Here is a 14,270-nt window from a genome sequence, read left to right as displayed (position 1 = left end):
CACAGCACAAGGCTTTCAGCAGAGACACGGCGGCGGTATAAGTCCTCCTTGCCTCAGGGCGCTGCCAAGACTTGCGCAAGTGGTGCGCAAATGAAGCTTATTAATAAGCAGAGCGTTCGAGTGTGAATAGAACAGAAATTAATTTTACTTCCAAATTAGACGGCCCTGTTTACCAAAAATCAGTGTGCTGATATCATTATCAATTCGCTAATTTATTTGCCATACAAATCCTTTAATTCAGCACAAGAGATATTAGAACCATAGGATTATAAACTAAAAGTCCTCATAAACTATCAGTTTATAAGGACTTTCTCTGGTTTTTTAGTGATCCCGCTGGGACTCGAACCCAGGACCCCAACATTAAAAGTGTTATGCTCTACCAGCTGAGCTACGGAATCGTTTTTTCAAAATGGTGTGCAAAGATAGTCTGTCAAAGAAGATTTACAAATCGATTTTGGAAATTGTGGTGGAGTGTGGATAAAGATGGAGAATGGTGAATGGTGAATGGCTAAATTGTTAAATGGTTGCAGCAAAGCTGATGCATGCAACACTAAGGACTAAGGACTTCCGACTAAGGACTCATGACTTACGACTCGCTACTCACGACTCTTTAAAAAATTGCTGCAGGCTCATAAGCCGGATTCTGTATCACCCGTTGAAGCTTCAGCATCTGTGGATTGCTCCACCTCTACTTCCACTCCTACAGATACTGACATTCATTTATCTGTCGCGGCATCGCTGCCGGGATCAAGCGGTCTACCCACCTCCGGAGCATCCTTGCGGATGAATAAAGCGAGCAGCTTTACGAACGGCCTCGTCGGCCATTCACCGGAGTATATTTGACCTTACAGCCCGCAAGGTTTACCCTTTCCTGGTGTTACCACCACGAACCGTGAGCTCTTACCTCACGTTTTCACCATCGCCCGCCGAAGTGCAACGAAGGCAAGCCTTCGTGGATTCGGTTTAATCCGCTTCACATAAAACGGCAAGCCGCTTCACATTTCAGCAGACGGGCAGTTATTTTCTGTGGCACTTTCTTCACCTTCCCGGCAAAGCCGGAAAAATGCCCATCCGTTAGGTGGTGCGGCGCTCTGCGCTGTCCGGACTTTCCTCCCCGACAAGTCGTGGCGAATGTCTCACCTGCAGCAAAATTTTCAAAGAACAAAAAAAATTAATAATGGATGCCTGGCCTTTTAATAAAATTACAAACTCCCCTCTTTGCAAAGCTATGAAAGTAAACTTGCGTTATTCATCCTCCAATCGACGCTTAAATTGCAGAGTAAATGTCATTTAACTAAGAATGAGATACTTTGAATTATAAAATGCACCAGCAACGGTTTATACAAGTTGCAAGCCTGCACTAATCGCCGGCTTCGCCGCAACAGTTTATCCATTTAGCAATTTAACATCACTTGCTATCAAAGGATGACAACCTCTTACTCAAATCTATCCAGGACGCAGTTTAAATAAGAAAGCCCCTGATCGCTCAGAGGCTTTCCAGGAAGGTAATTGCAAATAGTTATGAAATCACTTTCACATCTATCGCATTTGGTCCTTTCTTTCCTTCGGAGATCTCGAAAGAAACATTGTCGTTTTCACGGATGTCGTTGATCAGACCTGTTGCGTGAACGAAAATTTCTTCATTCGTTCCATCCTGAATGATGAAGCCAAATCCTTTGGATTTGTTGTAAAACTTTACTTTACCTGTGTTCATTGAAATTGTAATTAAAAATTAAAAAATGAAATGGTAACAAAGATAAAAAAATATTAAAAAGTAGCTATTGCAACGCAAAAAACCTTCACAAAGCATAATTATTCCTCCTGCAAATTGAAAATATAAAAAGCATTCGAAAGGGAGATCAAAAGGTAACCGTCCATTATCAGGCTATCACAGTCCTGTTCTCATTTACATGATCTGAGAAGATGACGCCATCCTTCAGCCGGACAATTCGGTGAGCATAGAGTGAAATGTCCTCTTCATGCGTCACGATGATGACCGTATTGCCTTCGCGGTGGATCTGATCAAAAATACCCATGATCTCAATGGAGGTTTTACTGTCAAGGTTTCCGGTTGGTTCATCTGCGAGTATGATAGAAGGATTATTAACAAGGGCGCGTGCAATGGCCACCCTTTGCTTCTGCCCTCCTGATAACTCATTGGGTTTATGATCCATCCTGTCACCAAGGCTCACTGCCTTCAGCATCTCCCGGGCTTTCTCATCCCGGTAGGATTTGGATTTTCCTGCATAAATTAATGGCAGCGCCACATTCTCTTCGGCCGTCATGCGGGGCATCAGATTGAAGGTCTGAAAGACGAACCCGATTTCTTTATTGCGGATTACTGCCAGTTCATTGTCTTTCATTACGCCGACATCATTTCCATTCAAAAAATATTTGCCGCTGCTGGGTATATCGAGCGCTCCGATAATATTCATTAACGTTGACTTACCAGAACCGGACGGTCCCATCAACGCTACGTATTCATTCTTGTGAATGGTGAGATTGATTTCCTTCAAAGCCGGAATAACCACCTTTTCAAGCACATAGTCCTTTCTGATTTTCTGCAGGGAGATTATTTCGGCCATCTTCGTTGAGTTGGTTGTATGATAGTAACGGTTTATTCTGCTTTTGATAAAACTTTCGGCACCAGAATATAACCTTCCTTACTGACAGGCACATTCTTCATTGCTTCCTCCCGGGATATAGTTTCTTTCACCTGATCTTCCCTGAACACATTGGTTTCTTCGCTCAGAAAGATCAAAGGTGCTGTACCGGCTGTATCCACTTCTTCCAGCTTGCTGATAAACGCAATCATTTTTTCAAGGTCATCTTTGAGCTCCATTCTTTCTTCTTGTGTAAATTCCAACCTGGCAAGTGTCGACAATTTATCTACTAACTGATCATCAATTTTCATAGGTCTGCAATTGTTGCTCAATAACCTGATAGACTTTCTGTTTCAGTGATTCCACATCATCCAGCGTCATTCCTTTTGTTTCGATGGGCGAATGTACAAACACTCTCGCGATTCCGGGACGCCCAAAAGCTTTCCATCCATCAACAAATAAAATCTTCCAGTTATCGGCCATTGTTACCGGTACAACAGGCACCTGGTGCTCAATGGCCAGCTTGAACGGACCATTCTTAAACCGAACCAATTGGGGAGGATGCGGACCAATCATGCCTTCCGGATAGACCACGATGTTCATACCTTTCTTCAACCGCTCTCCTGCTGTCTTCATTGCCTTGTGTGATTCCCGTGCATTTTCACGGTTCACGGTGATATCAATTGTCTTAAAAAAAATATTGATGATCGGCATGCTGGCTAATTCTTCTTTTCCCATAAAACACCAGTTGCGGCGAGCCACCATTGCCGACATGGGGATATCAAAATAGGAAAAGTGATTGGAGCAAAAGATGTAATTACGGTGCTTGCTGAGTTTTTGCTCGTAATGAATGCGTGGAAGAATTCCTGTTAAAGGAAATAAAAAATAACCCCATATAATCCGCAGGCTATTCGCTTGCTTCCACCATTTCTCTCTATGAAGAGTGACGAAGAATGCGGGATACAGAATTAAAAAGATAAGCGTGAAGATGAAAAAATACCAATAGGCCCAGATCACCTTCAGCGCGCGCGTGATTATTTTCACAGCGTCAAAAATAATTTTTTTTACTTTGTCCGCTATGGAAACAGTGGTAAGTGGCATTCGGCCTACCGGCAATCTGCATCTCGGTAATTATTTCGGGGCGATGCTTAATTTTTTGAAGATGCAGGAAGAATTTCATTGTTTCTTTTTTGTAGCTGATTATCATTCACTCACTACGCATCCTCACCCGGCCAACTTACACCAGACCGTTCAACATGTAGTTGCTGAGTATCTTGCCTGTGGACTTGATCCTGATAAATGCACATTATACGTTCAAAGTGATTTGCCGGAAACAGCAGAGCTCTATTTGTTTTTGAATATGCTGTCTTATGTTGGTGAACTGGAACGCAGCACTTCTTTTAAAGATAAAATCCGCAAACATCCTGAAAATGTGAATGCAGGTTTGCTGACTTATCCTGTGCTGATGGCATGTGACATTATCATGCATAAAGCACACAAAGTGCCTGTTGGAAAAGACCAGGAGCAACATCTTGAGATGACCAGAAATTTCGCTTCCCGTTTCAACAGAATTTATGAAGTGGATTACTTTCCGGAACCTGTTGCCTTTAACTTTTCTGATAAGCTTGTAAAAGTTCCGGGGCTCGATGGATCAGGAAAAATGGGAAAATCAGAAGGAGAAGGAAATGCGATTTTTCTGATAGATGAGCCGGATATCATTCGTAAAAAAGTGATGAAGGCTGTAACAGACAGCGGTCCGACACAACAAAATCAGGAAAAACCTGAAGTGGTTCAAAACCTGTTTAAACTGCTGGAACTGGTTTCAACAGCAGCTACCATTCAACACTTTGAAGAGGTTTATAATAATTGTACCATTCGATACGGAGATTTAAAAAAGCAGTTGGCAGAAGACATGATCACTTTTACCGCACCCATCAGGGAACGCGCCAAGGATATTTACAATGATGCCGCTTTGTTGAAAAAGGTACTTTCGCAAGGCGCGGAAAAAGCAAGAGCCAGTGGCGGAAAAACAGTTCAGGAGGTGCGGGAAATAATCGGCTTCAGAAAGTTTTAGAATCGTTTATCTTCACGTTTATTATCTTACTACTTCCTTCGTTTCTTATAACTGATCGAAAGAAAATAAGCAACAAAACATTTTTAGTTACTTCATACACAGCACAACACCACGATGGCAAAGAAAGACCTGAAATTTTCAAACATCAAACATGTGGCCATCGCCGGGAATATCGGTGCGGGAAAAACCACCCTCACCACATTGCTTGCCAAGCAATTCAACTGGGAACCACATTACGAGGACGTAGAAAACAATCCATATCTCTACGATTTTTATGAGAACATGCCTCGTTGGTCGTTCAATCTGCAGATCTACTTTCTGAACAGCCGCTTTGGTCAGATCATCCGCATTCAGCAAGGTGAAAGAACTGTGATTCAGGATCGCACGATTTATGAAGATGCACAGATTTTTGCGCCTAACCTGCATGCCATGGGACTGATGACGAAGCGGGATTTTGAAAATTATACAGCACTTTATAAAACCATCGGTTCCCTCATCAAACCACCTGACTTGTTGATTTATCTTCGTGGTTCCATCTCAGCACTTGTGGGTCAGATTCAAAAACGAGGACGTGAATACGAAGACAACCTGCGCCTCGATTACCTCCGCCGGCTCAATGAATATTATGAGAACTGGATCAATAATTATAAAGAAGGCAAACTCCTCATCATCGATATTGACAAATGCAATTTTGCCGAAAAACCTGAAGATTTAGGAGATGTTGTGAATAAAGTTACTGCGCAGTTGCATGGATTATTCTGAGGTTGATTTTTTGCATTGTTGGAATTTATATTCCCCGTTTAAAACCATTAACACTTAAGCAGAAGCTAAAACTGAGCAGCGTCATTTTCAGGTTTTATTTGAACTGAACACTCTTTAATTTAATGGACTGTACTATTTCCGGCTATATCTTAACAGTCTCAGAAGTTGTTTTGAAATCAATCAATATAATTGTTACATCGCTTACCCTTCGGCTGCGCTCAGGGTGCGCTTCTGGCAAAGCCGAACCAAAGAGCATTGTAAAAAAATTAATTGATTTCAAAACAGATTCTCAGGTTATCGATGGTGTGAGATTTAATTTCGCCCGGTTCCTGTCACCACTACTTAAATATATTTGATCATCTTTACTTCCGGCATTGCAAGAACTTCGTAGCACTCAATTTATAAGATGAAAAAAAAACTACTCCTGTTTTTTTCAGTATGCATGCATGCAATGGCAACGTTAGCCGGTAATGAACCTCAATCAATTGGTGCAAAAACAAATGCAATGGGCGGTGCAGGCATCACACTTGCAGATCCGTTTTCAATATTCAATAACCAGGCAGCAATGGCTTTTGTGAAAGATATTTCCGTCGGCATATTTTCCGAACGAAGATTTATGATGAGCGAATTAGGTTACAATGCAGGTGGTGTAATACTTCCTACAAAATCGGGTGTATTCGGCGTGAGTGTTTCCTATTCAGGTTTTGATGTGTACAATGAAAAGAAAGCAGGACTTTCGTATGCAAGATTGTTTTCAAAAAAAATATCCGGCAGCATACAGTTTGATTACCTCGGAACTTCTATTGCTGAATATGGCAACGGTTCTACCTTCACTTTTGAAGCAGGTCTCCTGGTGAAGATTACGGATAAATTTTCTACAGGAGCTCATGTATTTAATCCGGTGAGAGTGAATTCAGGATTTATTGACGAAAAAGCTCCTACCGTTCTCAAGCTTGGGATTTCCTATGAAGCAAGTGATAAGGTCTGGTTAGCCGCCGAAGCGAAAAAAGATATTGATCAGGCCGTACAACTTTGTGCCGGCCTAGAATACCGTGTGATAGATGCGTTGCACCTGCGCGCAGGATTCGGGACAAATCCTGCATTGTATACATTTGGAGCGGGTATAAATGTAGCGCAACTGAAAATTGATATGGCAGCAACCTATCACCAGGTACTCGGCGTCTCACCCCAACTTTCTATCAGTTATGCTTTCGTGAAAAAGAAATGAGATGCGGCAAATCTTACATCATACCGCGTTTACATTTTTTGTCTCAAAATTCTATGCTGCCTTTTATTTTATTTTTAGCAAGCGGAAATATTTAATCGCAATCCTTTTCTCTGTATTCTGCTTGTTACCATTTTGTTTATTCGCACAGATAGTGGACACTACCGGAGATTCTAACAAGAAAGATGACTACATCGAACAACTTATAGAAAAAGACGATAACAGCGTTGGCGATTATGAAGGACTTGTTGATCTCGATAAAAATCTTCGTGAACGACCGGTTAACCTCAACGCTGCTTTTGATGAAGACATGAAACCTTTGCATGAACTGGGATTACTGACTGACATCCAGATCAATGCTATTATTACCTACCGTGAAAAATTAGGCAACTTCATCAGCATCTATGAATTGCAGTCGGTGCCCTACCTCGATCTGGAAACCATTCGCAATCTGTTTCCTTATGTAAGAGTAAATTCTGACATCAGCGTTGTACAGGTGAAAACGAAAGATCTTTTATTTGATGGCGATTATACAATGCTGATCCGCGCTCAGCAAATACTGGAAGAACAAAAAGGTTTTACGGAAGTTGATTCCGGCTCAACGGCTTCCCATTATCTGGGAAGTCCACTGAATTTATATGCACGCTATCGTTATCAGTACAATACAAAATTCAGTTATGGCATCACCGGACAGAAAGATGCAGGCGAAGAATTTTTCAAAGGCACACAAAAACAGGGATTTGATTTTTACTCCTTCCACCTTTATTATCGCGGCAACAATTTTTTAAAAGCTATTGCAGTGGGCGATTATGAATTAAAGTTCGGTCAGGGGTTGCTGGCAGCCTCCGGATTTGGTATCAGCAAAAGTTCGATGGTGATGACAGTGAAATATGGGGGAAGAACACTGAAACCCTATACTTCCACTAATGAATTCAACTTCTTCAGAGGTGGAGCGGTGGTGATGGGAACAAAAAATATTTCACTCACAGCTTTTATTTCTTCCAAAAAAATTGATGGTAATATCGGAAAAGTGGATACGCTGGATGAAGATGTTTTTGTAACATCTGTTGGCGGAGACGGCCTGCATCGCACCGAATCAGAAGTTGCAGACAAGAACACCGTGCACCAAACGGTGACAGGTGGTAACATCGATTTTAAAATTCATTCACTCTCACTCGGCGCATCAGTTATTTATTCAAAGTACAGTGTGCCATTGTCACCATCACTTGAACCTTACAACGAGTTTAGATTCACAGGAGATCAACTCACAACAGGTGGCGTTCACTACGACTGGCAGTATCGGAATTTCAACCTGTTTGGTGAAGCTGCCATGGACCAGGATGGAGGCAAGGCACTGCTTTCAGGCTTGCTCATCAGCGTTGATCCGCGTGTTGACCTGTCATTTATTTACCGCAATTATGGAAAAGATTTTCATTCGCTGTATGCAAATGCCTTCGCTGAATCAAGCACAGTGGACAACGAAAGCGGAATGTACAGTGGCATTATCATTCGCCCGGCAAGAGCCTGGCAAATTGCAGCCTATGCAGATTTTTTTAATAAGCCATGGCTCGATTATGGTATTGATGCTCCTTCCAATGGCCTTGACTTATTAACGCAGGTAACTTTCAAACCAAATAAAGTACTTGAAGTTTATGCGCGATGGAAAAATGAAGCTAAACAGCAAAATTCATCTGTCAACAATGAGCCATTGGATTACATTGTAGGCGTTCGCAAACAAAACCTGCGCTTTAATTTAAGTTATAAAGCATCGTCATCTTTCACACTTCACAGCCGTGCGGAATGGGTATTTTTTAAAGAAGAAAAACTGTCCACTCAATATGGTTTCCTTGCTTACCAGGACCTTATCTATCACAGGCTCGGTTCACCCTTACAACTTACTGCAAGAATCTGCCTTTTTGATGCAGATGATTATGATGCGAGAATCTATGCTTATGAAAATGATGTATTGTATGCGTATTCCGTTCCGGCGTTTTCAAATCGCGGCATGCGGTTTTATGCCATTGCACGATATACGGTTACCAGGGGAGTTGATGTCTGGATTCGTTATGCGCAAACGTATTATTCCAATCTTACTGTGATTGGAAGTGGTTTGGATGAAATTAATGGTGACACAAAATCAGAAGTTAAAGTGGAGGTGAGGTTTAAGTTCTGAGGCAATTCATGAATTGGGAAATCTTTTGAATTTTACTTTCAGGAAAATTCCAAAGCCATTTATTTATTGAATATGTTCTGTTGTAACTGACCATTTTTGCGCACCAGATGAATCAACCTATTCAACTTTCTTAACTGATAATCGCCCATAATACCAGGCGAGCCAGATTCCCACCAGGAGGTATCCCACGATCTGATCAATGATTAATCCTTTGATATAGTGCATGGGAATGCCCACCCAATTGTACTGCAGCATGATTTCTGAAAAGATGACAAAGAAGGCAAACAACATCACAAACCAAAGCCGTTGCTGAAAGTTAATTAGCTTGTCGCTGGCGGCGGCAAGCGCAACGCAAAGAATCAAAACAGCAAGCAGGTTATAAATAAAGCTCATAATGAACGTCATTGCTCCACCTGCGTCCACTTTTGAATAGTAATTGATCAGTGCACCAGGCTTACCTGCCATTTCCTGCATCAAATTCGTTTTCTCTTCTGCCGACGCTTCGGGTGGTGAGCCGGGCAGAAAATAGAAGCCCTCTTCGAGATTCGCAGCATTTAGAACATTCAGAATGTTATCCTGAGCTGCCGTATATTTAAAATCAGAAGCATGAACGGGCAAAATCGTGTGTGCAAGCGCGAGGTAGATAAATAAAATGAGAGCGCCTGTGAATGAAGCAATGATCAGTGATTTCATATGGATGCTGTTTTGATGATTAACAAATCTAATAAATGATCTCATAATGGAATGGAGAATTAATAATCAGGAATTGAACGATTTTTATTTTGAGATTCATAAAACATTTTAAAATTTCTAAGAAGTTGTTTTGAAATCAATCCATGTTTTTGTTGCCCCGGGGGGCGCCCCCCGCCCAGCCCGACCCCGCCCCCAACCCCCCGCCCGCCCCCGGGACCCACAACTCCGGCCACGGGGGCGCGGGGTTGTCCCCATCCCCCCCCGGGGCCCGGGGGGGGCGCCCCCCCCCCCCCCCCCCCCCCCCCCCCCCAGAAGAAGCCCACAAAAAAAAAAAAAAAAATTAATTGATTTCAAAACAGAATCTACTGATGAGAAATATTTTTTTTGCCTTCATCCTGTTTCCGGTTTTTTGCCTTGGCCAACAGCATCAGGGTCCGCTAACGCCAGGAAGCGCAGGGAACACTTCCTGTCCCTTTTCGTATAGCAGCATGGTGGATTATTTACCTGCTGAAAGCATATTCATTTCGGATGACGATTATGCAAAGGCTTCTCACTGCGATTGCTGCGATGCCAATACAAGATGTCTTGAAACTTCCGGATACGGTTTCGTAATTCCTGCTACCGCCACCATCAATGGAATACTGGTGGAAGTAGAAAAGAAAGCTTCCGGTGGTGCAATGATTCAGGATAACGGTGTAAAACTTATTAAAGAAGGCATCACGGTTGGAAACAGTATGGCCAATCCGTCCAACTGGCCATTTGCAGATACCTACTTTAGTTATGGCGGCGAAACTGAATTGTGGGGAGTTGATTGGTTACCGCAAGAAATTAATGGTGAAGGATTCGGTGTTGCGTTGGCATCAATTAGTTACACGTGCTTTGGAACAGGCGCTCCGGCTATTTCATATCTTGATAATATCCGGATCACAGTGTACTATACAGATATTGCAACGAACGTAGTGTCTGTTGCTGAGCCTGCCACTTTTTATATCACTCCTAATCCTGTAAGTGGAAATTTCGTTGAACTTAATCTTCCTTCATCAGCAGAGCAGGTGACTATTACCGTGGTTGATCTGGAAGGCAGGATTCATGATAAAATGAAGTTACAGGCCGTTGAAGGAAAAATTAAAATGCCATTCAGTCTTCCACCCGGAAATTATTTGTTACAGATTAAAGAAAAAGGAAGTACATCTGTTCAAAAGCTTATGGTTGATTGATGCTGCAGTTTCAAACAACCCTTCCAAATCAGATATATCCACGGCAATTAGGAGCGCCACACTTGCAAGGTAGTTTTCCTTCATGATGCGTGATACCATAATCAGCAGTCAGTTCCTCTCCTTTCTTAATTGCCCGCAACGTATAAAATTCAACACGCGTAGTGGTCACTCTGATATATGAATTGGGTGCGCAGGAATGATTGATATAACGCAACGAATTGCTTTCCACAGATGCATCGAGCGCTGTTTTATCCGTGAGTTCCACCATGGCAATTTCTTTTGTGGCACGTACCCTCTTTTTTGCCTCACGCATTGATATGATCACTCCGCCTAAATCCCCAATCTTTTTTCTTGCAGGAATATTACCTGTTGCATACGCACCTTTTCCCTGTATTCCACTTTTGGCAATTCTCAATTCATGAATTACTCTGAACATTCTTTCAAGTTTCGGGCAAGGTAAATTTTATTTTATTCCAAACTGTTTTGAAGAAGTTGTCAATATCAACATTCAGCAACCCTTCGACAAGTTAAGAGCGTTTCCTGAACCTGTCGAAGGGTGCTTAATGATTGATCTTATTTTGAAAACAAGATTTCATAAAAATTTTTAAAATATTCAAGCCAGGGCTTCGTCTTCACTATTAATTATTTCATTTAACCAAAACAACAAAACATGAACTACAATCAGTCATGGGCCGCAAAAGGCCACGAACACGGAAGCAGGAACAAACACCTGCTCATCCGCTCTATGCAGCGTGCTGCTGTTAGCATTTACAAAACCGAAAACAGCCATGAGCTGTTGGTTTTCGCTCCGGGTAGAATCAAAGAACATTTTCACCTGGATGTGAAAGGAGATGAACTTACAATCTCCTACACTCCTCCCGAAGGATTTCCCAGGCCAGAATGGATCCTGCGCGAATACAGTCGCGGTGGCTTTGTTCGCACATTCACACTTCAGTCAAACGATGATGCAAAAAACATCACCGCTAAATATGAAGACGGGGTGCTGCAGGTGAGTGTTCCGATGCTGAAAAGCGCAGAAACTCCGAAGCAGGAAATTAAAGTGAATTAGATTTTAAAAGGTTTTTAGCTTAGGTGTAAAAAGGTGGCGTCCTTCATTGGACGTCACCTTTTTAGCTGACAGTTCATGGTAATAAATTATTTCAAACGAAATTTGCGCCTAAATTAAATTACAGATGGAGATTGGCATTTACACTTTTGCAGAAACTACACCTGATCCAAAAACGGGAAAGACCATCAGTCAGCAACAACGAATGAAAAATCTGCTGGAAGAAATAGAACTGGCAGACCAGCTTGGATTGGAAATATTTGGTATAGGAGAACATCACCGTGCTGATTACGCGGTTTCATCTCCGGCGGTAGTGCTTGCCGCTGCTGCTGCACGCACAAAAAATATCAGGCTTACCAGTGCAGTTACTGTGTTAAGCTCAGATGATCCGGTGCGTGTTTTCCAGGATTTCGCCACGTTGGATTTGCTTTCAGGTGGTCGCGCAGAGATTATGGCCGGCCGTGGATCCTTTATAGAATCGTTTCCGCTGTTTGGTTATGAGCTCGATGATTATGACGCATTGTTCGAAGAAAAACTGGATCTATTGTTACAACTCAGGTCTCAAAAAATAATTACATGGTCAGGTAAATTTCGTCCTGCGTTGGATCACCAACGGATATTTCCACAACCGGTTCAGCATCCTATGCCTGTGTGGATTGCTGTCGGAGGCACTACACAGTCAGTGATTCGTGCTGCAACACTTGGACTACCCATGGCCCTTGCGATTATCGGCGGAATGCCCGAACGATTTGCACCCTTAGTTGATCTCTATCGTGAAACGGCAACAGCAGCAGGTCATGATCTTTCAAAACTTGCTGTCAGCATCAACTCACATGGTTACCTCGCCAATGATTCGAAACAGGCAGCCGATGAATTCTATCCAACGTTTGCCGATGTAATGACACGGATCGGAAGAGAACGTGGCTGGCCACCAACTAATCGCGCACAATTTGAAGCAGGTCGTTCACTAAAGGGGGCATTGTTGGTTGGAAGTCCCCAGGAAATGATTGATAAAATCATGTATCAGTATGAGCTTTTCCATCATGATCGTTTCCTTTTGCAACTCAGCGTAGGCACTTTACCGCACGATAAACTTTTGCATGCGATTGAATTGTTTGGTTCAGAAGTAGCGCCTGTCGTAAGACGTGAAACAAAAAAAGTATGGTCAGGTACAAAAAAATAAAATTCAGCAAATAGGATTGCTGTGTACTATTAATAAATATCTCCTCTCACTTCAAAATAAAATCTTCAATTTGTAGGTGGACCTTCATCAGGCAATATCATTAATCGATCATGACGCTCTCTCAAAGAAAACTATTTCAGCGTGGGCAGATCTTGGATGCGGAAGCGGATTATTTACAAATGCACTCTCCGGTTTACTGGGTCATGGCTGCATCGTGTATGCTATTGATAAAAACCTCAACGTTTTAAATACGATTACCTCTCCGACATCGGTTCAGATAAAAAAAATAAAAGCGGATTTTATTTTGGATGAACTTCCCGTTCCAACCTTAAATGGAATACTGATGGCCAATTCATTACACTTTGTAAAAGACAAAAAAGCATTGCTCGCCAAACTGCAACAGTATCTGAAGAAGGATGCTGTTTTTTTAATAGTAGAATATGATACCACGGTTTCGAACCAATGGGTTCCTTTTCCGATAAATTTTCAGGCGTTGGGTACGCTGTTCTCAGCTTCCGGTTATCATGCTATTCAAAAAATAAAAGAGCAACCTTCTATTTATAACCGGGCGAATATTTATTCAGCAATCATTTCCAGGTGAATATGCGTTATTCATAAATTCCATTTGCCCATTCCATAGCAGGCTTTGTCCATTCCGAAACAGGCTTAAAGAGAAACCCATGCTGAAGGCCGGTATTGATTTCAATTTCTTTATAGCGTGAAATAGTGCTCACACTTTTTTCCCGAAACGAGGCACATGATTCTCCGATGTCATCACTCTTTTCGTAGATGGATAATATGTTACCATAAAATTGTATTTCCGGAAATGCCTGAAAATTTCCATCGTTACACGCGGCAAGAAAAACAAAATTCAATTCCTTATTTTTCAGGATAGCAGAAACATGCATCGCAATCAATGCACCCTTCGACGCGCCTATCACGGTAATATTTTTCGACTCCACGCCTTTCTTCAGCAAATCATTAATCTGTTTTGCTATTGTGATGGCATATTCCTTCACATCAGTATTCGGCTTCCTCAATTCACTCATCACTGTAAATCCTGCTTTGCGGAATGCATCCAGGATATCGTCATATTGATAGGCTCCAAAATATGGACTTACCGCTTTCGCTCCCATATTCTCTACGATCATGCCATGCAGATAAAAAACATATTTGGGTGTTGAAGCTGCATTTGAATCCATAACTTGTAAAATGATGATGCATGAAAATAATACAGAACGAAAACTATTCATGCTGAAGAGATTTATTAAATA

The 14,270-nt window shown here is 42.0% G+C and carries 15 protein-coding genes, 1 tRNA gene and 1 other RNA gene; 8 read left to right on the top strand and 9 right to left on the bottom strand.

Going from position 1 to position 14,270, the window contains the following annotated elements:
• Positions 1-325: 325 nt before the first annotated feature.
• The 6 genes from IPO83_16115 to IPO83_16090 form a co-directional block, all read right to left on the bottom strand.
• A tRNA-Lys gene (locus IPO83_16115) sits at positions 326-398 on the bottom strand.
• Between the two features lie 218 nt (positions 399-616).
• Positions 617-1,147: RNase P RNA component class A (rnpB, locus tag IPO83_16110), an RNA gene on the bottom strand.
• A 372-nt stretch (positions 1,148-1,519) separates the two neighbouring features.
• Positions 1,520-1,714 carry a cold shock domain-containing protein gene (locus IPO83_16105; GenBank protein MBK9732778.1) on the bottom strand — a complete coding sequence of 65 codons (195 nt, stop codon included), beginning with the start codon at positions 1,712-1,714 and terminating at the stop codon, positions 1,520-1,522.
• Positions 1,715-1,880: 166 nt separating this feature from the next.
• Positions 1,881-2,576 (bottom strand): ABC transporter ATP-binding protein, encoded by a 696-nt coding sequence (locus IPO83_16100; protein MBK9732777.1) that lies wholly within the window; start codon positions 2,574-2,576, stop codon positions 1,881-1,883.
• Positions 2,577-2,617: 41 nt separating this feature from the next.
• Positions 2,618-2,914 (bottom strand): Asp-tRNA(Asn)/Glu-tRNA(Gln) amidotransferase subunit GatC, encoded by a 297-nt coding sequence (gatC, locus tag IPO83_16095; protein ID MBK9732776.1) that lies wholly within the window; start codon positions 2,912-2,914, stop codon positions 2,618-2,620.
• Positions 2,904-3,647, bottom strand: coding sequence for a 1-acyl-sn-glycerol-3-phosphate acyltransferase (locus IPO83_16090; protein ID MBK9732775.1), 744 nt, complete (start codon positions 3,645-3,647; stop codon positions 2,904-2,906). Before IPO83_16090 ends, gatC begins: the two co-directional genes overlap by 11 nt.
• Positions 3,648-3,681: 34 nt before the next feature.
• Here IPO83_16090 and trpS point away from each other — a divergent pair, with 34 nt between their 5' ends.
• The 4 genes from trpS (at position 3,682) to IPO83_16070 (ending at position 8,837) form a co-directional block, all read left to right on the top strand.
• Positions 3,682-4,677 (top strand): tryptophan--tRNA ligase, encoded by a 996-nt coding sequence (gene trpS, locus IPO83_16085; GenBank protein ID MBK9732774.1) that lies wholly within the window; start codon positions 3,682-3,684, stop codon positions 4,675-4,677.
• A gap of 114 nt (positions 4,678-4,791) precedes the next feature.
• Positions 4,792-5,439: a deoxynucleoside kinase gene (locus IPO83_16080; GenBank protein MBK9732773.1), complete on the top strand. Its 648-nt coding sequence runs from the start codon at positions 4,792-4,794 to the stop codon at positions 5,437-5,439.
• 406 nt (positions 5,440-5,845) lie between these two features.
• The gene (locus IPO83_16075) at positions 5,846-6,667 is read left to right on the top strand and encodes a hypothetical protein (protein MBK9732772.1); all 822 of its coding nucleotides are present in this window, start codon (positions 5,846-5,848) and stop codon (positions 6,665-6,667) included.
• A 151-nt stretch (positions 6,668-6,818) separates the two neighbouring features.
• Complete coding sequence (locus tag IPO83_16070) at positions 6,819-8,837, top strand: helix-hairpin-helix domain-containing protein (GenBank protein ID MBK9732771.1); 2,019 nt, start codon at positions 6,819-6,821, stop codon at positions 8,835-8,837.
• 117 nt (positions 8,838-8,954) lie between these two features.
• Here IPO83_16070 and IPO83_16065 read toward each other — a convergent pair whose 3' ends face one another.
• Positions 8,955-9,530, bottom strand: a complete 576-nt coding sequence (locus IPO83_16065; protein MBK9732770.1) for a hypothetical protein — start codon at positions 9,528-9,530, stop codon at positions 8,955-8,957.
• Positions 9,531-9,898: 368 nt separating this feature from the next.
• Between IPO83_16065 and IPO83_16060 the strand changes: the two genes are divergently transcribed.
• On the top strand, positions 9,899-10,747 hold the full coding sequence (locus tag IPO83_16060; protein MBK9732769.1) for a T9SS type A sorting domain-containing protein: 849 nt from the start codon (positions 9,899-9,901) through the stop codon (positions 10,745-10,747).
• Between the two features lie 28 nt (positions 10,748-10,775).
• On the opposite strand, the gene IPO83_16055 is transcribed toward IPO83_16060, so the two are convergent.
• On the bottom strand, positions 10,776-11,183 hold the full coding sequence (locus IPO83_16055; GenBank protein MBK9732768.1) for an SET domain-containing protein-lysine N-methyltransferase: 408 nt from the start codon (positions 11,181-11,183) through the stop codon (positions 10,776-10,778).
• Positions 11,184-11,417: 234 nt separating this feature from the next.
• Between IPO83_16055 and IPO83_16050 the strand changes: the two genes are divergently transcribed.
• The 3 genes from IPO83_16050 to IPO83_16040 all read left to right on the top strand — a co-directional run bounded on the left by IPO83_16050 (position 11,418) and on the right by IPO83_16040 (position 13,597).
• Complete coding sequence (locus IPO83_16050) at positions 11,418-11,816, top strand: Hsp20/alpha crystallin family protein (GenBank protein MBK9732767.1); 399 nt, start codon at positions 11,418-11,420, stop codon at positions 11,814-11,816.
• Between the two features lie 124 nt (positions 11,817-11,940).
• Positions 11,941-12,996, top strand: a complete 1,056-nt coding sequence (locus IPO83_16045; protein ID MBK9732766.1) for an LLM class flavin-dependent oxidoreductase — start codon at positions 11,941-11,943, stop codon at positions 12,994-12,996.
• 103 nt (positions 12,997-13,099) lie between these two features.
• Positions 13,100-13,597 carry a methyltransferase domain-containing protein gene (locus IPO83_16040; GenBank protein MBK9732765.1) on the top strand — a complete coding sequence of 166 codons (498 nt, stop codon included), beginning with the start codon at positions 13,100-13,102 and terminating at the stop codon, positions 13,595-13,597.
• A 7-nt stretch (positions 13,598-13,604) separates the two neighbouring features.
• On the opposite strand, the gene IPO83_16035 is transcribed toward IPO83_16040, so the two are convergent.
• The gene (locus IPO83_16035) at positions 13,605-14,249 is read right to left on the bottom strand and encodes an alpha/beta hydrolase (protein MBK9732764.1); all 645 of its coding nucleotides are present in this window, start codon (positions 14,247-14,249) and stop codon (positions 13,605-13,607) included.
• Between the last annotated feature and the right edge of the window lie 21 nt (positions 14,250-14,270).

It is taken from the genome of Chitinophagaceae bacterium (assembly GCA_016717285.1).
Taxonomy (GTDB): Bacteria; Bacteroidota; Bacteroidia; order Chitinophagales; family UBA10324; genus JACCZZ01.
The sequence above is the reverse complement of the archived record's forward strand: the minus strand, read 5'-3'. Positions and strand labels throughout refer to the sequence as shown.